The sequence below is a fragment of the Pseudonocardia wallangbongensis genome (assembly GCF_054486945.1).
This window is the reverse complement of the sequence record NZ_JBRERS010000005.1, coordinates 577,195-603,606: the sequence shown is the minus strand read 5'-3', so window position 1 is coordinate 603,606 and position 26,412 is coordinate 577,195. Positions and strand designations below refer to the sequence as shown.

Annotated in this window: 25 protein-coding genes; 13 read left to right on the top strand and 12 right to left on the bottom strand. The window is 74.1% G+C overall.

The features are described 5' to 3' along the window. Positions 1–3: 3 nt before the first annotated feature. Genes ACU436_RS21920 through ACU436_RS21910 form a run of 3 tightly spaced genes read right to left on the bottom strand, consistent with a single transcriptional unit; the run spans position 4 to position 2,869 of the window. Positions 4–852, bottom strand: coding sequence for an ABC transporter permease (locus ACU436_RS21920; protein ID WP_459028080.1), 849 nt, complete (start codon positions 850–852; stop codon positions 4–6). Continuing rightward, positions 849–1,601 carry an ABC transporter ATP-binding protein gene (locus tag ACU436_RS21915; RefSeq protein WP_459028078.1) on the bottom strand — a complete coding sequence of 251 codons (753 nt, stop codon included), beginning with the start codon at positions 1,599–1,601 and terminating at the stop codon, positions 849–851. Before ACU436_RS21915 ends, ACU436_RS21920 begins: the two co-directional genes overlap by 4 nt. 5 nt (positions 1,602–1,606) lie before the next feature. Next, positions 1,607–2,869 carry an amidohydrolase family protein gene (locus ACU436_RS21910; protein ID WP_459028076.1) on the bottom strand — a complete coding sequence of 421 codons (1,263 nt, stop codon included), beginning with the start codon at positions 2,867–2,869 and terminating at the stop codon, positions 1,607–1,609. Positions 2,870–3,044: 175 nt separating this feature from the next. On the opposite strand from ACU436_RS21910, the gene ACU436_RS21905 reads away from it, so the two are divergent. Next, complete coding sequence (locus ACU436_RS21905) at positions 3,045–3,626, top strand: helix-turn-helix domain-containing protein (RefSeq protein WP_459028074.1); 582 nt, start codon at positions 3,045–3,047, stop codon at positions 3,624–3,626. Continuing rightward, positions 3,619–4,209, top strand: a complete 591-nt coding sequence (locus tag ACU436_RS21900; protein WP_459028072.1) for a pyridoxine/pyridoxamine 5'-phosphate oxidase — start codon at positions 3,619–3,621, stop codon at positions 4,207–4,209. The genes ACU436_RS21905 and ACU436_RS21900 overlap by 8 nt, the downstream gene beginning before the upstream one ends. Positions 4,210–4,272: 63 nt before the next feature. On the opposite strand, the gene ACU436_RS21895 is transcribed toward ACU436_RS21900, so the two are convergent. The 3 genes from ACU436_RS21895 to ACU436_RS21885 all read right to left on the bottom strand — a co-directional run bounded on the left by ACU436_RS21895 (position 4,273) and on the right by ACU436_RS21885 (position 7,906). Continuing rightward, positions 4,273–5,154 (bottom strand): type IV toxin-antitoxin system AbiEi family antitoxin domain-containing protein, encoded by an 882-nt coding sequence (locus ACU436_RS21895; protein ID WP_459028070.1) that lies wholly within the window; start codon positions 5,152–5,154, stop codon positions 4,273–4,275. Between the two features lie 120 nt (positions 5,155–5,274). Next, complete coding sequence (locus tag ACU436_RS21890; protein WP_459028068.1) at positions 5,275–6,567, bottom strand: amidohydrolase family protein; 1,293 nt, start codon at positions 6,565–6,567, stop codon at positions 5,275–5,277. Positions 6,568–6,577: 10 nt separating this feature from the next. Next, positions 6,578–7,906, bottom strand: a complete 1,329-nt coding sequence (locus ACU436_RS21885) for an aminotransferase-like domain-containing protein (protein ID WP_459028066.1) — start codon at positions 7,904–7,906, stop codon at positions 6,578–6,580. A 95-nt stretch (positions 7,907–8,001) separates the two neighbouring features. On the opposite strand from ACU436_RS21885, the gene ACU436_RS21880 reads away from it, so the two are divergent. From ACU436_RS21880 to ACU436_RS21870, 3 genes are all read left to right on the top strand, one after another. Then, positions 8,002–8,784, top strand: coding sequence for an alpha/beta fold hydrolase (locus ACU436_RS21880; protein WP_459028064.1), 783 nt, complete (start codon positions 8,002–8,004; stop codon positions 8,782–8,784). Positions 8,785–8,928: 144 nt separating this feature from the next. After that, entirely contained in the window at positions 8,929–9,861 is a 933-nt protein-coding gene (locus ACU436_RS21875; RefSeq protein ID WP_459028187.1) for a permease, read from the top strand. Continuing rightward, on the top strand, positions 9,858–10,541 hold the full coding sequence (locus ACU436_RS21870; RefSeq protein ID WP_459028062.1) for a TIGR03943 family putative permease subunit: 684 nt from the start codon (positions 9,858–9,860) through the stop codon (positions 10,539–10,541). The genes ACU436_RS21875 and ACU436_RS21870 overlap by 4 nt, the downstream gene beginning before the upstream one ends. 260 nt (positions 10,542–10,801) lie before the next feature. Here ACU436_RS21870 and ACU436_RS21865 read toward each other — a convergent pair whose 3' ends face one another. Next, positions 10,802–11,413, bottom strand: a complete 612-nt coding sequence (locus tag ACU436_RS21865; protein ID WP_459028060.1) for a DedA family protein — start codon at positions 11,411–11,413, stop codon at positions 10,802–10,804. Positions 11,414–11,484: 71 nt separating this feature from the next. Here ACU436_RS21865 and ACU436_RS21860 point away from each other — a divergent pair, with 71 nt between their 5' ends. Further along, complete coding sequence (locus ACU436_RS21860; protein ID WP_459028058.1) at positions 11,485–12,561, top strand: carboxylate-amine ligase; 1,077 nt, start codon at positions 11,485–11,487, stop codon at positions 12,559–12,561. A gap of 11 nt (positions 12,562–12,572) precedes the next feature. Here ACU436_RS21860 and ACU436_RS21855 read toward each other — a convergent pair whose 3' ends face one another. Continuing rightward, entirely contained in the window at positions 12,573–14,732 is a 2,160-nt protein-coding gene (locus ACU436_RS21855) for a 3-hydroxyacyl-CoA dehydrogenase NAD-binding domain-containing protein (protein WP_459028056.1), read from the bottom strand. A gap of 203 nt (positions 14,733–14,935) precedes the next feature. Continuing rightward, positions 14,936–16,147 carry an acetyl-CoA C-acetyltransferase gene (locus ACU436_RS21850; RefSeq protein WP_459028185.1) on the bottom strand — a complete coding sequence of 404 codons (1,212 nt, stop codon included), beginning with the start codon at positions 16,145–16,147 and terminating at the stop codon, positions 14,936–14,938. Positions 16,148–16,248: 101 nt separating this feature from the next. On the opposite strand from ACU436_RS21850, the gene ACU436_RS21845 reads away from it, so the two are divergent. The 3 genes from ACU436_RS21845 to ACU436_RS21835 all read left to right on the top strand — a co-directional run bounded on the left by ACU436_RS21845 (position 16,249) and on the right by ACU436_RS21835 (position 18,476). Then, positions 16,249–16,980: a MerR family transcriptional regulator gene (locus ACU436_RS21845; RefSeq protein WP_459028054.1), complete on the top strand. Its 732-nt coding sequence runs from the start codon at positions 16,249–16,251 to the stop codon at positions 16,978–16,980. Between the two features lie 177 nt (positions 16,981–17,157). Continuing rightward, a complete protein-coding gene (locus ACU436_RS21840; protein ID WP_459028052.1) occupies positions 17,158–17,955 on the top strand; it encodes an alpha/beta hydrolase in 798 nt (265 codons plus the stop codon). A 98-nt stretch (positions 17,956–18,053) separates the two neighbouring features. Beyond that, positions 18,054–18,476 carry an acyl-CoA thioesterase gene (locus tag ACU436_RS21835; RefSeq protein ID WP_459028050.1) on the top strand — a complete coding sequence of 141 codons (423 nt, stop codon included), beginning with the start codon at positions 18,054–18,056 and terminating at the stop codon, positions 18,474–18,476. Here ACU436_RS21835 and ACU436_RS21830 read toward each other — a convergent pair. Next, positions 18,473–19,555: an NAD-dependent epimerase/dehydratase family protein gene (locus tag ACU436_RS21830; RefSeq protein ID WP_459028048.1), complete on the bottom strand. Its 1,083-nt coding sequence runs from the start codon at positions 19,553–19,555 to the stop codon at positions 18,473–18,475. The two genes, ACU436_RS21835 and ACU436_RS21830, sit on opposite strands and share 4 nt — an antisense overlap. 84 nt (positions 19,556–19,639) lie before the next feature. Here ACU436_RS21830 and ACU436_RS21825 point away from each other — a divergent pair, with 84 nt between their 5' ends. Next, positions 19,640–20,326: a TetR/AcrR family transcriptional regulator gene (locus ACU436_RS21825; RefSeq protein ID WP_459028046.1), complete on the top strand. Its 687-nt coding sequence runs from the start codon at positions 19,640–19,642 to the stop codon at positions 20,324–20,326. Here ACU436_RS21825 and ACU436_RS21820 read toward each other — a convergent pair whose 3' ends face one another. Further along, positions 20,327–21,259, bottom strand: a complete 933-nt coding sequence (locus ACU436_RS21820) for an aminoglycoside phosphotransferase family protein (protein WP_459028044.1) — start codon at positions 21,257–21,259, stop codon at positions 20,327–20,329. 9 nt (positions 21,260–21,268) lie between these two features. Next, positions 21,269–22,243 (bottom strand): DUF2867 domain-containing protein, encoded by a 975-nt coding sequence (locus tag ACU436_RS21815; protein ID WP_459028042.1) that lies wholly within the window; start codon positions 22,241–22,243, stop codon positions 21,269–21,271. A gap of 53 nt (positions 22,244–22,296) precedes the next feature. Between ACU436_RS21815 and ACU436_RS21810 the strand changes: the two genes are divergently transcribed. From ACU436_RS21810 to ACU436_RS21800, 3 genes are all read left to right on the top strand, one after another. Beyond that, positions 22,297–22,869, top strand: a complete 573-nt coding sequence (locus tag ACU436_RS21810; protein WP_459028040.1) for a TetR family transcriptional regulator — start codon at positions 22,297–22,299, stop codon at positions 22,867–22,869. A 60-nt stretch (positions 22,870–22,929) separates the two neighbouring features. Then, positions 22,930–25,695: an AfsR/SARP family transcriptional regulator gene (locus ACU436_RS21805; RefSeq protein ID WP_459028038.1), complete on the top strand. Its 2,766-nt coding sequence runs from the start codon at positions 22,930–22,932 to the stop codon at positions 25,693–25,695. A gap of 136 nt (positions 25,696–25,831) precedes the next feature. Further along, a complete protein-coding gene (locus ACU436_RS21800) occupies positions 25,832–26,404 on the top strand; it encodes a hypothetical protein (protein ID WP_459028036.1) in 573 nt (190 codons plus the stop codon). The last annotated feature ends 8 nt before the right edge of the window (positions 26,405–26,412 follow it).

The following is a 26,412-nucleotide window of genomic DNA, read 5'->3' as shown; positions in this document are numbered from 1 at the left end:
GGATCAGCGGGCGACTCGGCCGTACCAGCGGCCGACCACGGCCCGGTCGAGCACGGCGAAGATGGTGAAGATCACGACGCCGAAGAGCGCGGTGAGCGTGACGGACGTGAGCAGCGCCTCCATCTGCAGGCGCTGGGTGTAGACGCGCAGCAGGCCGCCGATCCCGGGCGAGCCCTGCTGGAAGAAGTAGTCACCGACGATCGCCCCGATCACCGAGAGGCCCGCGGCGTTGCGCAGCCCGGTGAAGATCGACGGCACGGCGGCCGGGAACTGCAGCTTCGTCAGCCGCTGCCACCGCGTGGCCTTGTTCAGCGTGAACAGGTCGTGCGCCGCGGCGCTCGCCGACTGCAACCCGAACAGCGTGTTGGCCACCATCGGGAACAGCGCGATGATCACGCAGACCGCCACCCGGGCGAGGAAGGAGTACCCGAGCCAGATCCCGATCAGGGGCACCAGCGCCAGGATCGGGATCGTCTGGAGGATCACCGCGTACGGGTAGAGGACCTTCTCCGCCCACGCCCACTGCGACATCACCACGGCGTAGGAGATGCCGAGCACCACCGCGGCCGCGAGCCCGATGAGCGCCACGGCGAAGCTGCGGGCCAGCGCCTCCATCATCGGGCCCATCAGCTGCGGGTTGGAGAAGGCACCGCCGTACACCTCGTGCGGGGGCGGCAGCAGGAACCGCTGCTTCGCCGGCAGCACCAGGTAGGTGACCGCGTACCAGAGCGCCACGAAGGCCACCAGCGCACCGATGATCGGAACGGAGCTCCGCACGGCCGACCGCGCGGCGGAGCGCGGTGGTGCCGCCTCGGCGGCCGGCGCCTCGACCCGGGTCTCCACAGTGGTCATGAGTGCTCCCCCAACGCGGTCGAGACGCGCCCGGTGATCTCGCCGAACTCGGCGGAGTACCGGAGCTCGGGCGGGCGCGGGTACTCCCACGGGATCGGGATCTCCGCCACGATCCGGCCCGGCCGGCCGCTCATCACGAGCACGCGCGTGGACAGGTAGACCGCCTCCGACACCGAGTGCGTGATGAACAGGCCCGCGAAACGCTCCTGCCGGAAGATCCGCTGCAGCTCGGTCTGCATCTGCAGCCGGGTGATCTCGTCGAGCGCGCCGAACGGCTCGTCGAAGAGGGCGAGGTCGGGTTCCGCGACCAGCGCCCGGGCCAGCGACACGCGCATCCGCATGCCGCCCGAGAGCTGCCGCGGGTGCTGGGCCTCGAACCCGGTGAGGCCCACGAGGTCGAACGCGGCACGGGCCCGCGACCGCCGCTCCTCGCGGGACGCACCGCGCAGCTCCCCCACCAGCTCGACGTTGCGCAGGGCACTGCGCCACTCGAGGAGCGTGGCGTCCTGGAACACGTAGCTGGTGGAGCGCGCGGACACCTCGATCGTGCCGCTGGTGGCGCTCTCCAGGCCGGACGCGAGCCGCAGCAGGGTGGACTTGCCGCAGCCGGACGGCCCGACAACGGTGACGAACTCGCCCGCGTCCAGGGAGAGGCCCACGTCGGTGAGCGCGACGGTGCCGGTCGGGAACCGCTTGGTCACCCCCCGTAGGTCAAGCGTGCGGGTGCGCTCGGCGGTATCGGTGGTCACGATCGCTACCTCACATCGGGGACCGGGTGCGGGGCAAGCTCGGGCTCGGCCCGGGCCGGCAGGTCGAGGGTGCGCGCGGTCCGCGTATCGGCGACGACCCGCCCCCCGGACACCACGACCCGCGCGTCCACGGCCCCCGCCAGGACGTCGCCCAGAGCCACATCGGGGACGAGAACGAGATCGGCATCGGCGCCGGGGGTGGTGCCGGCCTGGGGCAGCCCGAGCACGGTGCGCGCACCGGCGGTGACCGCGGCGAGCGCCTCCAGCGGGCGCAGGTGGGCGGCCGTCATCAGCAACGAGGTGGTCTCGAACGGGTCGGCTCGCCCGGCCGGGTTGAACGGGTCGCGCAGGTTGTCCGCGCCCGCGGCGAGCGGGACGGACGCGTCGAGGATCTGCCGCAGCGCGGCGATCCCGCGCGGCGCGGCGTGCGTGGCGTCGCGGCCCTGCAGGTACAGGTTCGTGATCGGCAGCGTGACGATGCCCAGGCCGGCCCGGGCTGCGAGGTCGAGCACCCGCGCCAGCCGCTCCGGCGGCAGCATGCCGAGGCGCACGCAGTGGCTCGCCGTGACCCGCTGCCCCAACCCGCGGGCGAGCACCTGCTCGGCGAGGTCGACGATGTCGAGCCCGGCATCGGACGGCGGGAGGCCGGTCTGCTCGTCGGCGTGCAGGTCGACCGGCAGGTCGAACCGCTCGGCCAGGTCGAGCATGCGCGCGGTCTCGCGGTGCGGGTCGGGCGCGATGTGCGGGCAGCCACCGATGACGTCGACACCGCGGGCCGCCGCCTCGGCGAGCACCGCGTCCGGCGTGGCGTGCCCGGCGAGCATGCAGACCTGCAACGTGACCCGGCCGCGCAGCTGTTCGCGCACGGCCACCAGGGCGTCGATGCCACGCATCGGGTCGCCGGTGCCCAGGACGTCCACGTGCGTGCGGATCGCGGTGATCCCGTTGGCGACGTAGCGGCGCACGGCGGCCAGGGCCCGCTCGGCGATGTCGGCGGTGTCGATCTCGGCGGCGAGGTCCTTCCACTGCGCGATCGCGGCGAGCAGGTCGTTGCCGGCGGCGGGATCCACGCGGGGCGCGGTGAGCGCCTTGTCCAGGTGCGCGTGCGGCTCCACCGCGGACGGCAGGACCCGCCAGCCCGTGGCGTCCACGGCCACGCCCGGGACGCCCTCCGGCGCCGGGTTCGAGCTGATGCGGCCGTCCACGACCTGCAGGTCGGCGACCGTGCCGTCCAGCAACCGGACCCCGCGCACGGAGCGCAGCCGCACGCCCGAGAACCGCGCCGGATCGTCCGGCGCTCCGATCGGGTGGACCAGTTCCTCGTCGATAGCTTCCTCCTTGACCCGCTATCTACCTGCACAATATTGATGGAGTCAACATCGGTGGACGCTAGGGAGCCCATGTTTCAGCGACGTTGCCGCGCCCGCGCGGCCGTGTGAAACCGTGCGGACCGCGAGCGGCCCCGAGCGAGCCGCGGACGCCCGGCTGGGCCGCGCCATCCGCGCCGCACGCCACGGCCGCGGCATGACCCTCGCACAGGTGGCGGCGCGGGCCGGGCTCTCCCAGCCGTTCCTGTCGCAGCTGGAGCTCGGGCGCACCCGTCCGTCCATGCGCTCACTGTTCCGGATCGCCACCGCGCTCGGCACCACCCAGCAGGCCCTTCTCGGCCGCGCCGCGGGCCCACCGCCGGGCGAGGCCGTGCGCGGCGACGACGCGGCGCTCGTCGACGTCGACACCGGGGGCGCCCGGCTGCTGATGCACGACCCGGACGGCGCCGACGTCACCGAGTTCGTCGGCTCACCGCAGGAGTTCGGCGAGTTCTTCCGCCACGTTCGCACGGAGCTGCTCTACGTGGCCCGCGGGACCGTCGAGGTGGAGCTGCGCGAGGACGGCACCAGCCGGTTCAGCACCCTCCACGCCCGCGACTCGATCACCTACCCTGGGCGGGTGGATCACCGGTTCCGCCAGGTCGGGCCGCAGGTGTGCATCGTGCTGCTGGTGCACTCGGGGGCACCCGATGCCTGAGGAGCTCTCCGGCGACCCGCTCGCCGTGCTCACCCGGTGGGCGGCCGCGGGTGAGCACCACACGATGACCTTCGCGACGGCCGATGCCGGCGGCGTCCCGCACGCCCGCACCGTGCTCGTCACGCGGATCGACCCGGACGGGGTGCGCTTCCACTCCTCCACCCCGACCACGAAGACCCGCGACATCGCCGCCAACCCGCACGCCTCCGCCGTCTTCCACTGGCCCGCGGCCGCGCGGCAGGTGGTGCTGCAGGGTCGCGCCGAGGTGCTCGACACCACGACCTCCCGCGAGGCCTACCGCACCCAGGCCCGCGAGCTGCAGGTCCTCGCCTGGGCCTACGAGGCCCTCCTCCCGCAGCTGCAGCCACCCGACTACGCCGTGCCACCCGGCGCCGTCGAGGAGGCGTTCGACGCGGCCGCCGCCGACCCCGCGACCCGCGACGCGCCACCGAGCTGGACGACGATCCGGCTCGAACCCGACCGCATCGACTTCTGGCAAGGGGGCAGCGAGACCTCGCCCTCGGCCAAGACCCGGTTCGTCCGGGACGGGGAGGGGTGGCGGCACTTCCCGGTGCTGCCCTGACCCGTGATCGTCCGGATCGGGACATGAGCTGCACCGCTGCAGCTCATGTCCCGTTTCTGCCGATCAGGCGGCTACCGTGAGGGTCTGGCGGATCTCGCTGACCGACTCCGCAGGCTGCTCGTGGAGCCCGTGCCACGTGAAGCGGAGCAGGTCCCAGCCGCGGCGGGTGATGTAGTTGCCCTTGCGGCGGTCGTTGCGGAAGCGGTCCGGGTCGACGTGCCACGCCCAGCTGTCCACCTCGATGGCCACGCGCTGCGCGGGGAAGGCGAGGTCGATCAGGTACGGGCCGAGCCGGTGGCCGAGCACCCAGCCGTCGATGCCGGCCTCGCGGAGCAGGCGCACGAGCAGCCGCTCGGCGGCGGAGTCGGCGCGGTCGGCGGCCGCGACGAGCAGGCGCCCGGCCGTGGAGGAGCCGGTGCGACCCATATTGCGGCAGAAGCTGCGGTAGACGGCCGGGAACCGGACGTGTTTCTGCAGTGCCCGGTCGAGGAAGGTGGAGCCGTCGGGCAGGTCAACGGCGGTCTCGAGGGCGGCGAACGGTGGGGCGGCTACCCGGATCCCGCGGGCGCGGGCCTCGGTGGGTTCGGTGACGTCGGAGCCGTAGAGGTCGCGGCGGCGCAGCCGGATTCCGGGTCGGGGTCGTGGTTTGGTGCAGGCGGGCACGGTGAGGTCGATGATCGCGGGGGCCTGGTCGAGCATGTGGTGCCAGCAGGCGGCCGCCGGCCCGGTGACGATGGCGTCTGGGGCGGCCCAGAGCCAAGCGGCGCGGATGCGGGCTTCGGAGGTGAGCCGGTGGCCGCCCACGAGGTAGACACCGGGGTGCAGCCGGGTCCAGCGGCCTTCGCGGACGCGGCGTTGCACGGTGGCGGCCGACATGCCGGCGGCGACGGCCTGGGCGAGGGTGACCACGCCGGCCTGGCGGGCGACGAGCCGCTCGAAGGACACGCCGGGCATCCTCGGACACACCGGGTCCCGCCCGTGGCGATTTCGGAGAACTCGTGGACCGTGATCGGCCCATCCGGGACATGAGCTGCACGGATGCAGCTCATGTCCCGAATCGGTCGATCAAGCGTCACCAGCCGACGAGGCCCTTACGGCGAGGAGGGCCCGAAGGCCGTCCGCCACCTCCCGCTCCGGCCGCCCCACCAGCTCCCCGTCGCGGACGACGACCCGGCCACCCACCACCACGTGCCGGGGCCGGCGGCCCGGGGCGGCCCAGAGGAGCCCGGCGAGCGGGTCGGCGACACCCGCGTCGGCGACGCCGGTGACGTCCCAGCAGGCGAGGTCGGCGGCGCAGCCCGGGTCGAGGCGGCCCAGCTCCGGGCGGCCCAGGCCGGTGGCGGAGCCCGCGGTCGCCCACGTGAGCACCTCGCGGGCGCTGACGGGGCGGCCGGCCAGCGGGGCGACCTGCATCGCGAGGCGGGCATCGGCGAGGAGGTGACCGGCGTCGTTGCTGCCGCCGCCGCTGGTACCCAGCCCGACCGGCACGCCCGCGTCGGCCAGCGCGGCCGCCGGCGCGACGCCCCAGCCCATCGGCACGTCGCAGCCGGGGGCGTGGGTGGCGCTCGCGCCCGCCCCCGCGACGCGGGCGATCTCCTCCGCCGTGACACCGCACAGGTGCGCCACGGTGACGTCCGGGGCGAGCCAGCCCCACTCGTCCAGCAGATCGAGGGGGCGGCGGCCGTAGCGCTCCCCCGCGACCTCGACGTCCACCTGCTCGTTCGCCTGCGTCCGGCGCCGCAGCCCGTGCCGGCGCGCGACCTCGCCGAGCAGCGCGAACGTCTCCGGCCCGTCGCTGTGGACGCCCGCCGGTCCGACCGCGACCTGCACCGTCCCGGTCGGGTCGCCGCCGAGCGCCGCCGCGATGGCGTCCGCGGACGCCGCCGCGTCCTGCGGATCGTCGCGGGCGCTGCCGCGGACGAACACCAGGCGCGCGCCCAGCTCGCCCGCGGCCGCGGCGACCGCGCGCGCGATCCCCACCCCGTCGCCGGCCGGCCAGGTGAGGTGGTGGTCGGCCACCGTCGTCACGCCGCACAGCAGCGCCTCGGCCAGGCCGGCCGCGGCGGCGGCGTGCGCCAGCTCGGCGTCGACGCCGACCGCGGCGTAGGCGGCGGCCATCCGCGGGAGCCAGTCGCGCATCGGGACGCCGCGGGTGCCCGGCAGGGTCCGGAACGCGGTCTGCAGCAGGTGGTGATGGGCGTTCACCAGGCCGGGAGTGACCACGCACCCGGAGGCGTCGAGCACCTCACCCTCGAACGGGCCGGCGGCGACCCGCCCGCCCGGCCCGCAGGCGACCTCGCCCCCCGGCAGCTCGGCGCTCCCCGTCCACACCAGCTCGGCACCCCGCACGATCAACACGGGCGCAGTTCTACTCCGTGCCGTCGTCGCCGGGAGCGCCCCGGCCCAGCCCGGCCAGCACGTCGAGGGCGGTGGCGAGCACGTCGAGCGGGGGCGTGGCCAGCGCCAGCCGCACCGCGCTCGGCGCGTGCCCGGCGCCCGCCGCGTACGAGGCGGCGGGCGTGACGGCGATCCCGCGGCGCGCGGCCGCCGCGACGAACGTCTCCGCCCGCCACGGTGCCGGGAGCTCCCACCAGCAGTGGTAGGCGGCCGGATCCGCCCGCACCGTGAACCCGGCCAGCCGCTCGCCCACCATGGCCTGCCGCCGCGCCGCGTCCTCCCGTTTCGCCCGCTGGATCTCGGCCACGACGCCGTCGGCCATCCACCGCGTGGCCGCCTCCACCGCGAACATCTGCGCCAGCCAGCCGCCCGCGCGGATCGCCGCCCGCACCCGCTGGTGACGCCCCATCGGCGGCACGACGAACCCGAGCGTGCAGCCGGGCGAGACGCGCTTGGACAGGCTGTCCACGACGACCGTGTGCTCCGGCGCGAACGCCGCGAGGGGTGGCGGGTCGTCGCACAGGAAGGAGTAGATGCGGTCCTCGATCGCGGGGACGTCGTGGTCGGCGAGCACCGCCGCCAGCTCCTCCCGGCGCGGTACGGGCATGGTGACGCCGAGCGGGTTGTGCATCGTCGGCTGCACGAACACGGCGTCGAGCCGCCCCGCCGCCCGCACGGCATCCGGCCGCAGCCCGTCGCCGTCGACCGCGAGCGGCACGACCTCCACGCCTAGCCGCGCCGCGACCGTGCGCGCCACCGGGTAGGTGAGCGCCTCGACGCCGAGCCGGCCGCCGACGGGCACGAGCGCGCCGATCGACGCGGCGATCGCCTGCCGCCCGTTGCCGGCGAAGAGCACCTGATCCGGCTGCGGCATCCAGCCGGCGCTCGCCAGCATCGCCGCGGCCGCCCGCCGGGCCGCCCCCGTGCCGGCGGCGCTGCCCGGCGACAGGGCCGCCCGCAGCCCGTCGGGCCGCAGCAAGCCGGTCAAGGCGGGTGCGAGCAGGGCCTCCTGCCCGTCGAGGATCGGGAAGTTCATCTCGAGGTCGACGTTGCCCGGGAGGTGCTCGGCGAGTGCGGGGGACGGCGGCGGGGGCGCGGCCCGGACGAACGTGCCCCGGCCCACCTCGCCTGCGACCAGCCCGCGGCGGGACAGCTCCGCGTAGGTGCGCGACGCCGTGGACACCGCGATTCCGCGGTCGCGCGCGAACCGCCGCTGGGTGGGGAGCCGGTCGCCCGCGCGAAGCCTCCCCGTGCGGATGTCGGCGGCGACGGCGTCGGCCAGCGCCCGGTAGTCGTCCACGATTGCTCCGAGTTCATTGTCGGGCAGCAACTTCATTGCTTCACGCGTTTGTACCGAGCAGACTCGGAACGGTCAATCCGGAGAGGAGTCGGGGGATGCGCACGATCGCACTGGAACGGACCGTTCTCGCCTACGACGACGTCGGGCCGGACCGTGGCATCCCCCTCCTGCTGGTGCACGGCCACCCCTTCGACCGCTCGATGTGGGAGCCGCAGCTGCGGCGGTTCGGCGCCGGCCGGCGCGTGATCGTCCCCGACCTGCGCGGGTACGGGGCCAGCGGGGGTGCGGTGCCCGAGTGGTCGGCGTTCGTCGACGACCTCGCCGCGCTGCTGGACGGCCTGCGCGTGCCCCGCGCCGTCGTCGTGGGGCTGTCGATGGGCGGCCAGATCGCGCTCGAGCTCTGGGCCCGCCACCCCGGCCGGGTGGCCGGCCTGCTGCTCGCCGACACGACGGCGGCCGGCGAGACCGCCGAGTCGCGCGAGGCGCGCATCGCGCAGGCCCAGCGCCTGCTGCGCGAGGGCATGGACCCGTACGCCGTCGAGATGCTCTACCTGATGGTCGCGCCGGACGCGCCGCCCGCCGTGGCGGAACACGTGCTCACGATGATGCGTTCCGCCGATCCGGGCGGTGCCGCGGCGGCCCAGCGCGCCCGCGCCGACCGCCCCGACCGGCGGGCCGACCTGGCCGCCGTCGCGGTGCCGACGGTCGTGGTCGTCGGCGGCGAGGACGCGTTCACCCCGGTCGCGGACGCCCGGGTGATCGCCGACGGCGTGCCGGGTGCGGAGCTCGTGGTCGTGGACGGCGCCGCGCACATGCCCAACCTCGAACGCCCGGAGGTCTTCGACGCGGCCCTGCAACGCCTCCTGGACCGAGTGTGATCCGAGGTATCGGTTGCACATTGCTCCGAGCGGCGCGATGAGCACCCGATAGTCGCGATCTTCGGCCGAACCGGCCACGCGGAACCGATCGCGCTGGCAGCATCCCCTCCCGTGACCGCTGCCGTCGGCTCCCGCCTCACGTCGATGCACGTGTTCTGCGCGGTGCTGCTGGTCGCGATCCTGGGACGGCCGCTGCTCGTCGACGCCCTGTCCGTGCCCGTCCTGCAGACGGCGGCCACGGTGTTCGTCGCCGTCTGCGTGCAGGCGCTGCCGTTCCTCGTGCTCGGGGTGCTGCTGTCCGGCGCGATCGCGGCGTTCGTCTCGCCCGCGGTGTTGCGCCGGGTCCTTCCCGCGCGGCCCGGCGCGGCCGTTCCGGTGGCGGGCGCCGCCGGGCTCGTGCTGCCGGGTTGCGAGTGCGCGTCGGTGCCGGTGGCGAGGCGGCTGATCGGTCAGGGCGTGCCGGACGCCGCCGCGCTGACGTTCCTGCTCGCCGCTCCGGCGATCAACCCGGTCGTGCTGGTGTCCACCGCCGTCGCGTTCCCGGGCGAGCCGCGGATGGTGCTGGCCCGGGCCATCGGCTCGCTCGCCACCGCCTGCGTGACCGGCTGGCTGTGGCAGCGCTTCGGCAGCGCCGAGTGGATCGTCCGCCGGGCGGCGCCGCCGAGCTCGGACGGCGGGCGCTGGGCGGTGCTCGCCGAGACCGCGCGGCACGACCTCGTCTCCGCGGGCGGGTTCCTCGTGGTCGGCGCGGCCGCCGCGGCGACGCTGTCGGTGCTCGTGCCGCCGGCCTGGACCGAGGCTCTCGCCGGGCAGCTGGTGCTCGCCGTGCTGGTCATGGCCGCCCTGGCCGTCGTGCTCGCGCTGTGCAGCGAGGCCGACGCGTTCGTCGCCGCGTCCCTCTCGACCCTGCCGCTCCTGCCCCGGCTGGTGTTCCTCGTCGTGGGCCCCGCGGTCGACGTCAAGCTGGTCGCGCTGCAGGCCGGCACGTTCGGCCGGGCGTTCGCCGCCCGGTTCGCGCCACTGACGTTCGTCGTGGCAGTGGTCTGCGCGGTCGGCGCCGGGGCGGTGCTGCTGTGAGGCGCGACACGCAGCACGTCCTGCTCGTGCTGCTCGGCGGCGCGCTGCTGCGGATCGCGGCCGACGACACCTACCTGCGCTACGTCCGCCCGTCGCACCGCTGGCTGCTGCTCGCCGCCGGGGCGGTGGTCGTGGTGCTCGCGGTCGTGGGTCTGGTGCGCGACCGCGCCGGGGCCGCCCACTCACCCGAGCACGGCCACGCCCCCTGGCTGCTGCTCGCCCCGGTCCTGGTGATCGCGCTGGTGGCCCCGCCCGCGCTGGGCGCGGACGCCGTCGGCCGCGCGGCTGCGGGCAATGCCGCGGTACAGGACTCCGACGTGTTCGGCCCGCTGCCGCCCGGCGATCCGGCCGAGCTCACCGTCGCCGAGTTCGTGCAGCGTGCGGTCTGGGACAGCAGCGGCTCCCTCGACGGGCGCGAGGTCGTGCTCACCGGGTTCGTGGTGCGCCGCGGCGCGGCCACCGACCTCGCCCGGCTGACGATCGCCTGCTGCGCGGCGGACGCCCGCCCGAACCGGGTCCAGCTGGCCGGGGACGTGGGCGACCACCCCGCCGACACCTGGCTGCACGTCCAGGGCGTCCTGCAGACGGGCAGCGCGACGGCCGCGGCGGGCCACGTCCCGACGCTCACGGTGACGAGCACGACGGCCGTCCCGGCGCCACCGGACCCGTACGAGTACTGACGCCGTCCTCGGGCCGCGCGGAGTTCCACGGCCCACGAGACGGCGGCCGCGGCAACGGCCAGCCCGATACCCGGCGCCGCCTGGGCGATCGGCAGCCGGCCCGACACGAGCGCCTCGACCGCCGAGCCCGCGGGCGGCAGCCACGGCTGCACCGCCGTCGCCATGACGACCGCGACACCGATGCAGAACGACCAGCCGATCCGCATGACCAGCGGTCGGGCGACGAGCAGGCCGAGAGCCGTGCCCGCACCCCCACGCCGTCATCGTGCCGCACGCTCCGCCGACCGCAGCCGCCGCACGACCAGCACGACCAGCCCCACCGCGAGGAGCGCGAGGACCACGTAGGTGACGGGCCCGAGGAACCCCTCCACCCGCTCCCAGTTCGCCCCGAGCGCCCAGCCGAGCCCGATGAACATCGCGTTCCAGATCCCGCTGCCGATCGTGGTGAGCACCGCGAAGCGCAGCAGCGGCATACCCGAGATCCCCGCCGGGATCGAGACCACGCTGCGCAGGAACGGGACGCACCGCGCGAGCAGCACGACCTTGCCCCCGTGCCGGTCGAAGATCGCGTCTCCGCGCTCGAGGTCCTTCTGGCTCACCAACACGAACCACCGGCGGCCGGCGAGGCGATGCAGCCGGTCGTAACCCAGCCACGCCCCGAGCCCGTAGAGAAGGAGCGCGCCGAGCACGGAACCCGCCGTGGCCGCGGGCCAGACGGCCAGGACGTTCAGGGCGCCCGTACGCGCCCGGAAGCCGGCGAGCGGAAGGATCACCTCGGACGGGATCGGAGGGATGAGGTTCTCGAGCAGGATGAGGATCCCCACCCCCGCCGCCCCGAGCCGGTCGACGATCGAGAACACCCAATCGGTCACGAACCCAGAGTGCCCAACACGTCCGGGGCCGAACAGTGGGACAGCCGGCCCGATGCGGGGTACTAGGTCGCATGACGGTACGGACGCTCGGCGTCGAAGAGGAGTTCCTGCTGGTCGACCCGCAAACCGGGCGGCCACAGGCGGTCGGGCAAGCGGTGCTCGCGACCAGCGCGGACGATGAGCTCACCGGCGAGCTGCAGCAGGAACAGGTGGAAACCGCGACGAAGCCCTGCCACACCCTCGACGAGCTGGCGGCCCAGATCCGGGCAGCGCGGTCCACCGCGGCGAAGGCCGCCGCGGATGTCGGCGCGGCGCTCGTCCCGATCGCGACGTCACCGCTCGTCGTGGAACCGACGATCACCCCGTCGTGGCGGTACGCGGAGATGGCCCGCCGGTTCGGGCTCACCGTCGACGAGGGGCTGACCTGCGGGTGCCACGTGCACGTGTCGGTCGACTCACCGGACGAGGGCGTCGCCGTGCTGGACCGGATCCGGCCGTGGCTCGCTCCACTGATCGCGCTGTCGGCGAACTCCCCGTTCTGGAACGGGGCGGACTCGGGGTATCGCAGCTACCGCACGCAGGTCTGGCAGCGCTGGCCGTCGGTCGGCGCGTACGCGCCGTTCGGGTCCGCCGGGTCGTACCGGGCGTTCGTCGACAGCGCTCTGGGAACCGACACCCTGCTCGACGAGGGCATGATCTACCTCGACGCGCGGCTGTCACGGCAGCACCCGACCGTCGAGGTGCGGGTGGCCGACGTCTGCTCGGAACCCGACGACGCCGTGCTCGTCGCCGCCCTGGTCCGCGCGCTGGTGCAGACCGCCGCGGACGCCTCCGCCCGGGGCGCCGCCCCCGACGCGGTGCGCCCCGAGGTGCTGCGGCTCGCGGCGTGGCGCGCGAGCCGCTCCGGCCTCGAGGGGGAGCTGCTGGACCCGGACGGGTGGCGACCGGCGCCCGCCGCGAAGGTGCTGGACGCGCTCGTCGCGCACGTCGGACCCGCGCTCGAGGAGACCGGCGACCTCCCCCTCGTGCGCGAGCTGCTCGACGGCGTGCTGCAGCGAGGCACCGGCGCGCGACGGCAACGGAACGTGCTGGGCCGGACGGGCGACCTCGCTGCCGTCGTCCGCGACGCCATGCACAAGGCTCCCTGATTGCAGCGTGGCTAGGCCGCCGTCGTCGACACCGCCCGGGTGCGGAGGCTCGCGGGCACCTCGAAGCGCCGGCCGTGGCGGCCCGCCAGCTCGTCGGCCCTCGCCACGAAGCCGGCGACGCCACCCTGGTAGCCCTCGACGTACTGCACCACGCCGCCGGTCCACGGCGGGAAGCCGATGCCGAAGATCGAGCCGATGTTGGCGTCGGCGTCGGTGGTGAGCACGCCCTCGTCGAGGCATTTCTGCGTCTCGATCGCCTCGACGAACAGCATGCGCTCGGAGAGCTCGTGCAGGTCGACGTCGTGGTTGGTGGCGCCCAGCTCCGCGCGCAGGCCGGGCCAGAGCCCGGTGCGCTTTCCGTCGGCGTACTCGTAGAAGCCCGCGCCGCCCGACTTGCCCGGACGGCCTGCCTCGACGAGCCGGTCGATCACCGCCTCCGCCGGGTGCGGCTGCCAGGTGCCCCCGGCCGCCTCGACCGCGGACCGCGACTCGTTGCGGATCTTCTGCGGCAGCGTGAGCGTGAGCTCGTCCATGAGCTGCAGGACCGGCGCCGGGTAGCCGGCCTGCGCCGACGCCTGCTCGATCGTCTGCGGGTCGATGCCCTCGGCGAGCATGGCGACACCCTCGTTGAGGAACGTGCCGATGACCCGGCTGGTGAAGAACCCGCGGCTGTCGTTGACGACGATCGGGGTCTTCCTGATCCCCAGTGTGAGGTCGAACGCCTTGGCGACGGTGGCGTCGGACGTGCGGTCGCCGCGGATGATCTCGACCAGCGGCATCTTGTCGACCGGTGAGAAGAAGTGCAGGCCGATGAAGTCGCCCTGGCGGTCGAGCCCGGCGGCGAGCTCGGTGATCGGGAGGGTGGAGGTGTTGGAGCAGAGCAGCGCGTCCGGCTCGACGACCTTCATCGCCTCGCGGAAGACCTCCTGCTTGAGCTGCACCGACTCGAACACCGCCTCGATGAGGACGTCGCAGCCCGCGAGGTCGTTGTAGTCGGCGGTGGGGGTGATCCGCTCGAGGAGCGCCTCGCCCTTCTCCGGGGTCGTCTTCCCGCGCTTGACGCCCTTCGCGACGAGGCCCTCCGAGTAGCCCTTGCCCTTCTCGGCCGCCTCCAGCGAGACGTCCTTGAGCACGACCTCCCAGCCGGCGAGCGCGCACACGTAGGCGATGCCCGCGCCCATCATCCCGGCGCCGAGCACCGCGACCCTGGTGGGCTGCCACTTCTCGTGGCCGTCCGGCCGGGACTTCCCGCCGTTGATGGCCTGCAGGTCGAAGAAGAACGCCTTGGTCATGTTCGTCGACGTCTGCCCGGTGGCCAGCTCGGTGAAGTAGCGGGCCTCGATGCGGAACGCGGTGTCGACGTCGACCTGGGTGCTCTCGACGGCGGCCGCGAGGATGTTGCGCGGCGCGGGCATCGGCGCGCCCTTGAGCTGCTTGCGCAGGTTGGCGGGGAAGGCCGGCAGGATCGAGGCGAGTTTCGGCGAGGACGGCGTGCCGCCGGGGATCTTGTAGCCGGGCTCGTCCCACGGCTGCTTCGACTCGGGATGGGCGGCGATCCACGCCCGCGCCTTGTCGAGCATCTCCTCCGGCGTCGCCGCCAGCTCGTCGACGATGCCGACCTCGAGGGCCTTGCCCGGCTTGTGCCGCTGGCCCTGCACCAGCACGTTCAGCACGGCGTTCGCGATGCCGAGCATCCGCACGGTGCGCACGACCCCACCGCCGCCGGGCAGCAGGCCGAGCGTCACCTCCGGACACCCGTAGACCACGCCCTTGGCGTCGAGCCCGATCCGGTGGTGGCAGGCCAGCCCGATCTCGAGACCGCCACCGAGCGCGGTGCCGTTCATGGCCGCGACGACCGGCTTGCCCAGCGTCTCCAGCTTCCGCAGCTGCCTCTTCACGGTCATGGACTTCTCCATGACCGCGGGCGCGTCCGCGGGGGTCGCCTTGCTCAGGGTGTCGAGGTCACCGCCCGCGAAGAAGGTCTTCTTCGCCGAGGTGATGATCACGCCGGTCAGACCGTCCTTGTCGGCCGCGAGCGCGTCGACGCACTCGCCCATCGCCTCGACGTAGCGGTCGTTCATGGTGTTGGCGCTGCGGCCCGGGTCGTCGAGGGTGACGACGACGATCCCGTCCTCGCCCTTCTCCCAGCGGACGGCCTTCTGGTCGGTCATTGTCGGACGTCCCTTCGTGTTCCGTTGGCGGCGCAGCCGCTCGTGCGAGTACGCAGCCGGCACCGCTGCGGGTTCTCAGGCGCCTTCTCGCGAGGACAGCGCCGACGCGGTGAATTGGCATTCATGAGGAGGCGATCCCGGAGCGAGAAGGCGTCTGAGGTTCCGCTACTCGCACCGCTTCGCAAAGCATGTCTGGAACTCCGTCAAAGGCGCTCGACGACGGTGGCGATGCCCATGCCGCCGCCGACGCACAAGGTGGCGACGCCGAAGCGCTGGTCGCGGCGCTCCAGCTCGTCGATCAGGGTGCCGAGGATCATGGCGCCGGTGGCGCCCAGCGGGTGGCCCATGGCGATGGCACCGCCGTTGACGTTGACCTTCTCGTGCGGCACGCCCATGTCCTTCATGAAGCGCATGACGACCGCGGCGAAGGCCTCGTTCATCTCGAACAGGTCGATCTGGTCGGCGGTCATCCCGGCCCGGGCGAGGGCCTTGCGGGTGGCCGGTGCCGGGCCGGTCAGCATGATCGTCGGGTCGGCACCGGACAGGGCGGTGGCGACGATCCGGGCCCGCGGGGTGAGCCCGGCGGCCTTGCCCGCGGCCTCCGTGCCGACGAGCACGAGCGCGGCGCCGTCGACGATGCCGGACGAGTTGCCGGCGGTGTGGACGTGGCCGATCTTCTCGACCCAGTGGTAGCGCTGCAGGGCCACGGCGTCGAAGCCGCCCTGGTCGCCGACCATCGCGAAGGAGGGCTGCAGCCCGCCGAGCGCCTCCAGGGTGGTGCCGGCGCGGACGTGCTCGTCGCGGTCCAGCACGCTCATCCCGTTGCGGTCCTTCACCGGGACGACCGAGCGCGCGAAGTAGCCGTTGGCCCACGCCTTCGCGGCCCGGGTCTGCGACTCCAGCGCGTAGGCGTCGACGTCGTCGCGGCTCCAGCCCTCCAGGGTGGCGATGAGGTCGGCGCCGATGCCCTGCGGCACGAAGCCGGTCTCGTAGGAGGTCTCGGGGTCCATCGCCCAGGCGCCCCCGTCGGAGCCCATCGGCACCCGGGACATGCTCTCGACGCCGCCGGCGAGCACGAAGTCGGCCATGCCGGCGCGCACCTGGTGGGCCGCGCTGTTCACCGCGTCGAGCCCGGAGGCGCAGAACCGGTTGTGCTGCACGCCCGCCGTGGTGTCCGCGAGGCCCGCGAGGATGGCGGCGGTCTTGGCGATGTCGCCGCCCTGGTCGCCGATCGGGGAGACGACACCGAGCACGACGTCGTCGATCGCCGCGGGGTCGAGCTCCGGGTAGCGGGCGCGCAGCTCGTGGATGAGGCCGACCACGAGCGACACCGGCTTCGTCTCGTAGAGCGAACCGGATGCCTTGCCCCGGCCACGAGGCGTGCGAATGGCGTCGTAGACGTACGCCTCGGGCATCTCTGCCATGGGAACCTCTTCCTCGACGAGCGCGCGGACCTTGCCTGCTTTGTTACAGCAGCACTGTCATATAGGTCAAGCGGTGCCGTAGCCTGCGCCCCATGGCGGCACCATCGCTACCCGACCGGGGCGAGCTCCTCACGATCGACCAGCTGGCCGACCGCTCGGGAATCACGGTCCGCAACATCCGGTACTACGCCGCCCGCGGGCTGCTCCCGCCCCCGCAGCTGCGCGGCCGCACCGGCCTCTACGGCCCCGACCACCTCGCCCGGCTGGAGCTCGTGAGCGAGCTGTCCGCGCTCGGCTTCACCCTCTCCGCGATCGAGAGCCACGTGGAACGCCTCCCGCCGCAGGTGGGCCACGCGGAGCTGGCGCTGCACCGCGCGCTGCTCACCCCGTGGGTGCCCGAGGAGATCGAGGAGGTCGACCGCGCCGAGCTGGAGAAGCGCGCCGGCCGCACCCTGTCGCCCGAGGACGTCGACTCCCTCCGCGACCTCGGCGCCGTCACCCCGATGCCCGACGGGCGCCTCCAGCTGCACGGCGGTGGCACCCTCGGCAGCGCGCTCGCAGTGATCGACTCGGACCTGCCGACCGACGTGTGGCGTCGAGCACACGGGTTGATCGAGAAACACACCACGGCCCTGGCCGAGGAACTGATGACGATGTTCCAGGATGAGGTCCTACAGCCCTATCGCGACCGCGGCCACCGCGCCGACGAGCGGCACCGCCTCGCGGCGGCGCTCTCCCAGCTCAAGCCGGTGACCGTGCTCGGACTGGTCACGGCGTTCGGGCGCGCCGTCAACCGGACGATCCGCGAGCGGTTGGGCGAGTAGCGCCCCCCGCCGGGGGTCCGTTGCGGATATCGGCGGATCCAGGTTTCCGCTGGGTGCACCGGCGAGTCGCCGCTCGTATTGGACATACTTGGGCGGCTCGCCGGTGCGGCCGGCGGGAAGCTGGGCCGTCGAGATGTGTGGCGGACCCCCGGCGGGGGGCGCTAGGGAGGGACGAGGGTGGCCGATTCGCAGGAATGGACCTTCGAAGGGCACGCGGGTGAGCTCACCGCTCGCACCTGGCCGCGGGGGAACGCGCGCTACATCGCGCTGCTGTGCCACGGCTACGGCGAGCACATCGGCCGGTACGAGCACGTCGCCGACGTGCTCGTGCGCAACGGCGCGGTGGTGCACGGCGTCGACCACGTCGGCCACGGCCGCAGCGCGGGCGAACGGGTGCTGATCCCGGACTACGAGCCGGTCGTGGGCGACTTCCACGAGCTCGCCACCCGGGTCCGCGACCCGAAGCTGCCCACCGTGCTCGTCGGGCACTCGATGGGCGGGATGATCGCGGCGCGCTACGCGCAGCAGTACGGCCACGAGCTCGCCGCCCTCGTGCTCTCCGGGCCGGTGCTCGGCCGCTGGGACCCCGCCCTCGACCTCCTCGAACTGGACGAGATCCCGGAGAGCCCGATCGACCCCGACACGCTCTCCCGCGACGCCGACGTGGGCAAGGCGTACGCCGACGACCCGCTCGTGTGGCACGGCCGCTTCCAGCGCGCCACCCTCGAGGGGATCGCCGCCTGCCTCGAACGGATCCGGTCCCACGGCCCGCTCGGCGCCCTACCCACGTTCTGGGTGCACGGCGGCGACGACCAGCTCGTCCCGATCGAGGGCACCCGGGTGGGCATCGACGACCTGCGCGGCATGGTGTTCGAGGAGAAGGTCTACCCGGGCGCCCGGCACGAGGTCTTCAACGAGACCAACAAGGACGCGATCCTGGCGGACGTCACCCGCTTCATCGACCGAGCCCTCTGAGAGGCGGCTTCACACACCCAGGACCGGCTTCACACAGGGCCGGCCTTGTGAAGCCGGTCCCCGGTATGTGAAGTCCTTCCACGGCACGGGAGTGGTCCATGAGTGACGTCTTCACCTTCCCCCTCACCGTCCGCTACCTGGAGGTGGACGCGCAGGGCGTGGTGTTCAACGCCTGGTACCTCGCCTACTTCGACGAGGCCATGTCGGCGTTCCTCACCGCGCGCGGGTTGCCGTACCAGAAGATGATCGAGGCGGGCTACGACGTGCAGCTGGTGCGCTCGGAGATCGACTGGCGGTCCGGGCTGCGCTGGCAGGACGCGGTGGAGGTCGCCGTCTCGACCGCGCGCATGGGGCGCACCAGCTTCGCCCTGGACTTCGAGGTGCGCCGCGACGGCCACGAGGTCACGTGCGCAGGACGCACCGTCTACGTGGTGATCGCCACCGATGGCTCCGGCAAGCGGGAGATCCCGCCGCCGATCGCCGCCGCGCTGGGCGAGCCGGCGCCGCTACGAGCCGACTAGTGTCCCGAACCGGAAGTCCGGTGCATGAATCGGCGGATCCAGGTTTCCGCCGGGTGCGCCGGCGGGCCGGCCTCGTACCGGGCGTACTCGGACGGTTCGCCGGTGCGGCCAGCGGGAAGCTGGGCCGTCGAGTTATGTGATGGACTTTCGGTTCGGGACACCAGCGTCATACCGCTCACCGTCTCGGCCAGGGTCTCCCCGATCGGCGTCGCGGTGACGCCCAGGGCCGCGGTGGCGGCCGACGAGTCCATGACGAACGGCCCGCGGAACTGGTACTGGGTCTCCCGCAGCTCCCGGACCAGCGGGTTCCCCAGCCCGCCGAGCCACAGGACGGGCGCGGGCATGGTCGACAACCGCGGCGGCGGGGCGTCGGCGAGTGCGCACGCCCGGGTGGCGATCTCGCGGACTGACAGCGGCGGCACGCTCGGCACGTGCCACGCCCGGCCCCAGGCCCCCTCGTCGTCCGCGACGGCGACGAGGGTGCGGGCGACATCGGCGACGGCGGTCCAGGTGTGCGGGGCATCGAGGTCCGCGGGCACGCTCGCCCGCCTGCCGGCGAGCACCCGCGGCAGCACCGCGGCCGTGAGCAGGGAACCGCTCCCGGCGCCGAGGTGGTCGGAGGCCCGCACGTCCGCCGTGCGGATCCGGCCGGCCTCGTGCCGCGCCAGCGCGTCCTGCCAGATCCGGGCCCGCACGCGCGCCTTGTGCCCGGCCGGCCGCGCGGGCAGGTCCTCGGTGAGCGGGCCGTCGACGGGGCCGTAGAGGTAGAGGTTGCCGGCCGAGACGAGGACGGCGCCGCATTCCTCGGCCGCGTCGAGCAGCGCCCCCGCCAGCGGCGGCCACTCCTGCGGCCAGCGGTGGTACGGCGGGGCGGCGCAGTTGTAGAGCGCGACCGCGCCGAACGCGTGACGCGCGAGTGCGGCGGAGTCGGTGGCGTCCGCCGCCACCCGCTCGACGGACGGGTGCTCCGGCCCGGCGCCGCGCCGGCTGACCAGGCGGACCCGATCGCCGCGGGCGGCGAGCAGCCGCACCGTCGCCAGCCCCACCGCACCCGCTCCGACCACCACGTGCAGTGCCACGGCCCCACCTCCGGAATATTGTTCCGTTTAGAGAACACTGTTCTCAACGAGAGACTAGCACGGCCCTGTGGAAGTCTCACCCCCGTGCCCGCCCCGTCCCTGCGCGCGCGAGTGCGCGCCGAGCTCGTGGAGGAGATCAAGGCGGCCGCCCGCCGCCGCCTGGCGACCGACGGCCCCGGCCTGACCCTCCGCGCGGTGGCGCGCGATCTCGAGATGGTGCCGTCCGCGCTCTACCGCTACTTCGACGGCCGCGACGCCCTGCTCACCGCCCTGATCACCGACGCGTACGACGAGCTGGGGGCGGCCGCGGAGGCGGCGGAGGCCGCCGTGGACCCGCCCGACCTGCGCGCCCGGTGGATGGCGTTGTGCCGGGCGGTGCGGCACTGGGCGCTGGCGCACCCGGCCGAGTACGCGCTGCTCTACGGCACGCCGGTGCCCGGCTACGCCGCGCCGGCCGACACCGCGCCGCCCGCGTCCCGGGTGGTCGTGGCACTGGTCCGGGTGGCCGCCGAGGCCCAGGGCTCGCCGGGCGAGCCGGTCGGCCCGGCCCTGCACGCGGACCTCGACCGGATCGTCGCAGCGGCGCCGGGCCCACCCCCGGACGTCCGCCCCGGCGATCGGGCCGTGCTCGCCGGGCTCGCCGCGTGGAGCCAGCTCTTCGGCCTGGTGAGCTTCGAGGTGTTCGGCAGGCTGGCGGAGATGTTCGCGGACCCGGCGGGCCACTTCGACCACCAGATGCAGACGATGGCCGATCTCGCGGGACTGCCCTGATCAGCGGAGCCGGACGTCCACCCAGCGCAGGGCGGCCTCGCCCTGAACCCGCTGGAACTCGCGCACCCGCTCCAGGTTCTTGGGCGGCGGCAGCACGGACTGGTGCAGGAAGAATCCCGTCAGCGCGACGAGAACCGCCGTGACCGCGTCCGGGTCGGCGGCCCGCGCCGGCGGGTAGGCGGCCCAGACCTGCTCGGGATCGCTGCCGGTGGCCGCCGCGCTGGGCAGCAGGAGCAGCAGGTCGAGCCACGGGGCGCCGATCCTGGCGTGCGGCCAGTCGACGAAGACCACCTCGTGCGGGGTCAGCAGGATGTTGTCGGCGCGGAGATCACCGTGCACCAGCGACTCGCCCTCGGCGGCAGCGGTCCAGCCTTCCTCGATCGCGGCGAGCTCGTCGAGCCGGGCGGTCACGGCGGGACCGAGCGGGGCGGCGACAGCCGGGTCCGCGGCCAGGGTTCGCCAACCCCGGAACCCGTGCTCGTCCAGCGTGGCGATCGGCGGACGCGCGATCGGGCTCGGGGTGAGCCGGTCGGCGAGCCGGGCCATGGCGTCCACCACCCTGGCGAGCTCGGGCGGGCGCCACGGCTCGGCCGGCGTCTCCCCGTCCACGTCCTCGACGACGAGCGCCACCCAGTCGCCGTCGTCGTAGCTGCCCAGGAGGGCGGGCACGGGCAGGTCGGGCGGCAGGGCGGCGAGCACCTCCACCTCCCGCCGGTGGAACCTCGGGGCGTCGGGGTTGCGCTCGACGCCGGCGGCCTTGGCGAAGGCCCGTCGCCCGTCGGCGAGCACGAGCCGGGCGCCGAGGCCGGGCGAGAACCCACCCGGCTGCGAGTGCGCCGCCACGACGGGCGCGCCCAGGATCTCCTCGATCGCGCCGCGCACGCGCTCGGGGATCTCGTCGATGCCCAGCCGGGCCCCGCCTCCGTTCGCCATCACTAGAGATCACGGCATCCGCGCGGCCGCGTCCAGCGGATTCCGCCGGGCCGAACCCGAGAGCCTGCGCGCCGCACGGTTCAGCATCGCGCGCACGACGACGGGATGCACCCGCCGCACGAGCGCCGAGTACGCCCGCCCGCGCCGGTTGTGCAGCTGCACGACGGTGGTGACCACGACCCGGTCCGGCTCGCGGCGCACCGAGACGCGGAAGTCGAGGTGGTTCGCATCGGTGCCGAGCAGCACCTCGTCCTCGGTGCGGGCGAGGGTGTCGAAGGCGGCACGGCCGCCGCGGTCCACCCCGACGAGGCCGACCAGCAGCTCGCGCAGCCCGAGCGCGGCGAGGACCCAGCGGGGCGGGTCGCGGAAGACCGCGTCCGCCCAGACCTGCGGATCGGACGCGACACCGGGGAGCGCGGTGACGGCGTACGCGTCGGTCCAGTCGACCCGCGGCAGCGCGCCCACGATCAACGCGGTGCGGAGCGGCGGGACGGGGCGGGCCCGCGGCGTGCCGAACCCGCGGATCAGCCGCACCCACACCGACCGGCGGGCCGGGCTGGCCGGCTCCGCCCCGAGCGCCCGCTCGGCGTTGTCGAGGATCTCCTCGAGCACCGCGTCGTGCGCCCAGCGGATGCCGAGCGGCCAGGTCAGGCGCGCCGGACCGGTGACCCTGCCGTCGATCACGTGGCGCAGCAGCGTGCGGTCCGGCCCGGCCGGCTCCGCCGTGAACGTGTGCGTGCCGTCGATCCCCATCCCCGGCGTGAACGTGAACTCGACCTCGCGGCCCGGCACGTACCCGGTGACGCGGTAGCGGATCGGGCCGTGACCGCCGGACGACCCCACGGCCACGGGTCCGTCGAGCACCATCGGCCGCCACGCGGGAGTCGGCCACAGCACGTCGTCCGGACCGCCGAGCCGGTCGAGCAGTGGGCCGACCCGCTCGAGGGGAGCGGCAACGACCCGCTCGTGGATGTTGCGAACCACAGGACCTCCTCCGTACGCCACCGTATGGAACTTCCGTACGGTACCGTACGGAAGTGGCGGATCGGAAGCGGCTGTCGGCGCACGACTGGACGGCGGCCGCGCTCGCTGCGCTCACCCGCGGCGGGATCGCGGCGGTCGCGGTCGAGCCGATCGCGGCATCCCTCGGCGCCACCAAGGGCAGCTTCTACTGGCACTTCACCGGCCGCGACGCCCTGCTCGAGGCGGCGCTCCTCGAGTGGGAGCGCACCGACACCGACGACGTCATCACCCTGGTCGAGTCCGAGCCGGACCTGCACCGCAGGCTGCGCAAGCTGCTCGCCGTCGCGCTCGGCGCGGGCATCGAGCGACCGGGAGGGCGGGTCGAGCTCGTCCTGCAAGCAGGCGCGGACCACCCGCTGGTCGCGCCCGTGCTGGCGCGGGTCACCGCCCGGCGCCTCGACTACCTCGCCGAGCTGTTCGCAGCACTCGGCTTCCCACCCGACGAGGCCCGGCAGCGGAGCCTGCTCGCCTACACGGCCTACCTCGGCCACGCGCAGCTCGCGCACGCCACCCCGGACGCGGCGCCTCGCGGGGACGCGCTGCCCGCATACATCCACGCGGTGATCACCACCCTCACCGCCCGGTAGCGCATCTCAGCGTCGGGCCGGAGGGCGTTGGACCCGGTCCGGCCTGCGTAGGCTCGTCAAGTGCAGTTCAGGGTGCTGGGTCCGGTCGCGGCCCGCCACGACGGCCGCCCCGTCGACCTCGGGCCCGCCCGGCAGAGACACGTGCTGGCCGCCCTGCTGGTCGACGCGAACCGGGTCGTCACCGCGGCCGCGCTCGCCGAGCGGGTCTGGGGCGAGAACCCGCCCGCGCGGGCCGTCCCGACGTTGCGCACCTACCTGTCCCGGCTGAGATCGACCGGGTGCGAGATCGGCCACCGATCCGGCGGGTACGTCGCGGACGTCGACGACGACGTGGTCGATCTCCACCGGTTCCGCCGGCTCGCCGCGGAAGCGCACGACGCAGACGACGACACGGCCGCGGACCTGCTCCGGGACGCACTGGGTTTGTGGCAGGGGGCGCCCATCGCCGGGCTGGACACCCCGTGGGCGGCCCGCGCGCGGGAGGCGCTGCACGCCGAACGGCTCGCCGCCGAGCTCGACTTCTACGACGCGCAGCTGGGGCGCGGGCAGCACGCCACCCTGCTCGCCGAGCTCACCTCCCGTGCCGAGGAGCACCCGCTCGACGAGCGGCTGGCCCGCCAGCTCCTCCTCGCCCTCTACCGCAGCGGGCGGCAGGCCGAGGCGCTGGAGCGCTACGAGTGGATCCGGTTGCGCCTCGCCGACGAGCTGGGCGCCGACCCGAGTCCCGGCCTCCAGCTGCTGCACCAGCAGATGCTCGCCGCCGCCCCGGCGCTGGACGCACCGAACAAGGAGCCCGCGTCCCGCGTCCCGGTCCCCCGCCAGCTGCCCGCGCCGCCCGCCGGGTTCGTCGGACGCGGCGCCGAGCTCGCGGTGCTCGACGCCGCGCTGGACCCGCTCGCCGACCCCGGCCGGCCGGTGGCGATCTCCGCGGTCGGCGGGTGTGGCGGCGTCGGCAAGACGTGGCTGGCGCTGCACTGGGCGCACCGGAACGTCGACCGCTTCCCGGACGGGCAGCTGTACGCGAACCTCCGCGGCTTCGACGACAGCGCCGAACCGCTCGCTCCCGACGCGGTGGTCCGGGGGTTCCTGGACGCCTTCGGGGTGGGCACGCCGGTCCCCGTCGGCCTCGACGCCCAGGCCGCCCTGTACCGCAGCCTCGTGGCGGGCAGGCGCATGCTGGTCCTGCTCGACAACGCCCGCGACACCGGTCAGGTCGTCCCGCTGCTGCCCGGCAGCCCGACCTGCACCGTCGTCGTCACGAGCCGGCAGCAGCTCACCGGCCTCGTCACGACGCACGCGGCCCGGCCCGTCACGCTGGACGTGCTCCCCGACGTCGAGGCCCGCGACCTCCTCGCCCGCCGGCTCGGGCACGCCCGGCTGGATCGTGAACCCGACGCCGCCGCGGACCTCGTGCGCGCCTGCTCCGGGCTCCCCCTCGCCCTCGGCATCGTGGCCGCCCGGGCGAGCGCCCGGCCCTCCTTCGAGATCGCCGCCGTGGCGGCGGAGCTCGTGGACGTCGCCACCGGGCTGGACCCGTTCGACGCCGGCGACCCGCAGGCCGACCTGCGGACGGTGTTCTCCTGGTCCTACCGCGCTCTGGGCACCGGCGCAGCGAGGCTGTTCCGGCTGCTCGGCCTGCACCCGGGGCCCGACATCTCGCTGCCGGCCGCGGCGAGCCTCGCGGGCATGACCGTCCGTGACGCGCGGCCGCTGGTGGCCGAGCTGACCCGCGCCAACCTGCTCACCGAGCACCTCCCCGGTCGGTTCCTGCTCCACGACCTGCTGCGCGCGTACGCCGCCGAGCGGAGCCGCTTCGACGACACCGAGGACGAGCGGCACCGGGCGAACCGCCGCGCCCTCGACCACTACCTGCACACGAGCCTCGCCGCGAACCGGCTGCTGAGCCCGGCCAGGAAGCCGATCAGCCCGGACCCGTTCGCGCCCGGTGTCACACCCGAGGACTTCCCAGACCTGTCCCGGGCGATGGCGTGGTACGGCACCGAACGCCCGGTGTACCTGGCCGCCATCCGGCACGCGGCGGACACCGGGTTCGACGTGCACGCGTGGCAGCTGGAGTGGGCGGTCAGCTCGTTCCTCGACCGGGACGCTCACTGGCACGACTACGCCGAGGCCTGCAGAACGGCGATCCCCGCGGCGCGGCGCCTCGGCTCCCTCGACGTCGAGGCGCTCATGCTCCGCGGTCTCGCCAGGGCGTGCACCCGGCTCGGCGCAGGCGACGAAGCCCACGCCCACCTCGAACGCGCGCGGGACCTGTACGCGCGGCTGCAGGACCCGAACGGCCAGGCCGCCACCCACATGGCGTTCGGGCGCCTGCTCGAGCCGCAGGGCCACCAGGCCGAGGCACTCGCTCACGCCCGGCAGGCGTTGGAGCTCTACCGGGTGGCCGGCAACGCCGGCGGCCAGGTCCACGCACTGAACGGGATCGGCTGGTGCCACGCCAAGCTGGGCGACTACGCGGAGACGATCGAGCCCGCCACGGAGGCGATCCGGCTCGCCGGACGGATCGAAGGCCTCGAAACCGCCGGGATCTGGGACACGCTCGGCTACGCGCGCGAACGTCTCGGCCAGCACGACGAGGCGCTCGACTGCTACCGGCACGCCCTCGCCTCGGCGGGGGACCAGCGCGACGTCAACTTCGAGGCGACGGCGCACATCCGCATCGGCGATCTGCTCCACGTCATGGGCGACGTCGACGCCGCGCGCGAGCACTGGAGCCGGGCGCTGGAGGTGCACCGCACGCACGATCGGCAGCGGGAGGCGGCCGAGCTCGAACGGAAGCTGCGAGCCCTGAGCCCGACCGGGTGATGTTGAAGCCGGGTTGTGCACACGTTGAATCCGCTGGTCCACGCGTTACCCCGAAAGAGTGACGCCCGCTGCCGTGACCTCGTTGATCAACCGTCGCCCAGTGGCGACAGCTGCAGCGAGGAGAGGAACAGTGGGAATGGCAGGACACCGCTTGAAGGTCGTGGGTTCTCTGGTGGTCGTGGCGGCCGCCGCGGGCGCCGTCCTGACGTCGAACGCCGCCATGGCGGCCGAGCCGGCGACGGTTGCGCCCGCGTCTGCGACCGCGTCCGCGAGCCAGGCGGCCGAGCACCAGAAGCCGCTGCTCGAAATGGCGACGAACGACAACCGGGGCAGCTTCTACACGCTCGACCCGGCCGAGGCCGACCGCGCCCAGCGGGAGCACGGCTTCTCGCCGAAGTACGACTCCACCGGGATCACGATGTTCGACGAGGAGGTCGACGGGAGCATCCCGGTGTACCGGCTCCGGCAGAAGGACGGCTTCCAGACGTACCTGCTCAGCGTGAGCAAGGACGAGATCAAGAGCCTCGGCGACCGCTTCGAGAACGAGGGCGTCGTCGGCTACGTCTGGTCCGGGCCGCGGGACGACGCCATGGCGATCGTGCGGTACAGCAAGGACAGCGACTGGCGCGTCGCGCGTGAGGGCCGGCTCGACCTCGCGCTCGCCGGCTACAAGAAGGACGGCGTGATGGGGTACGTCCCCGAGGGCTGAGGAACGGC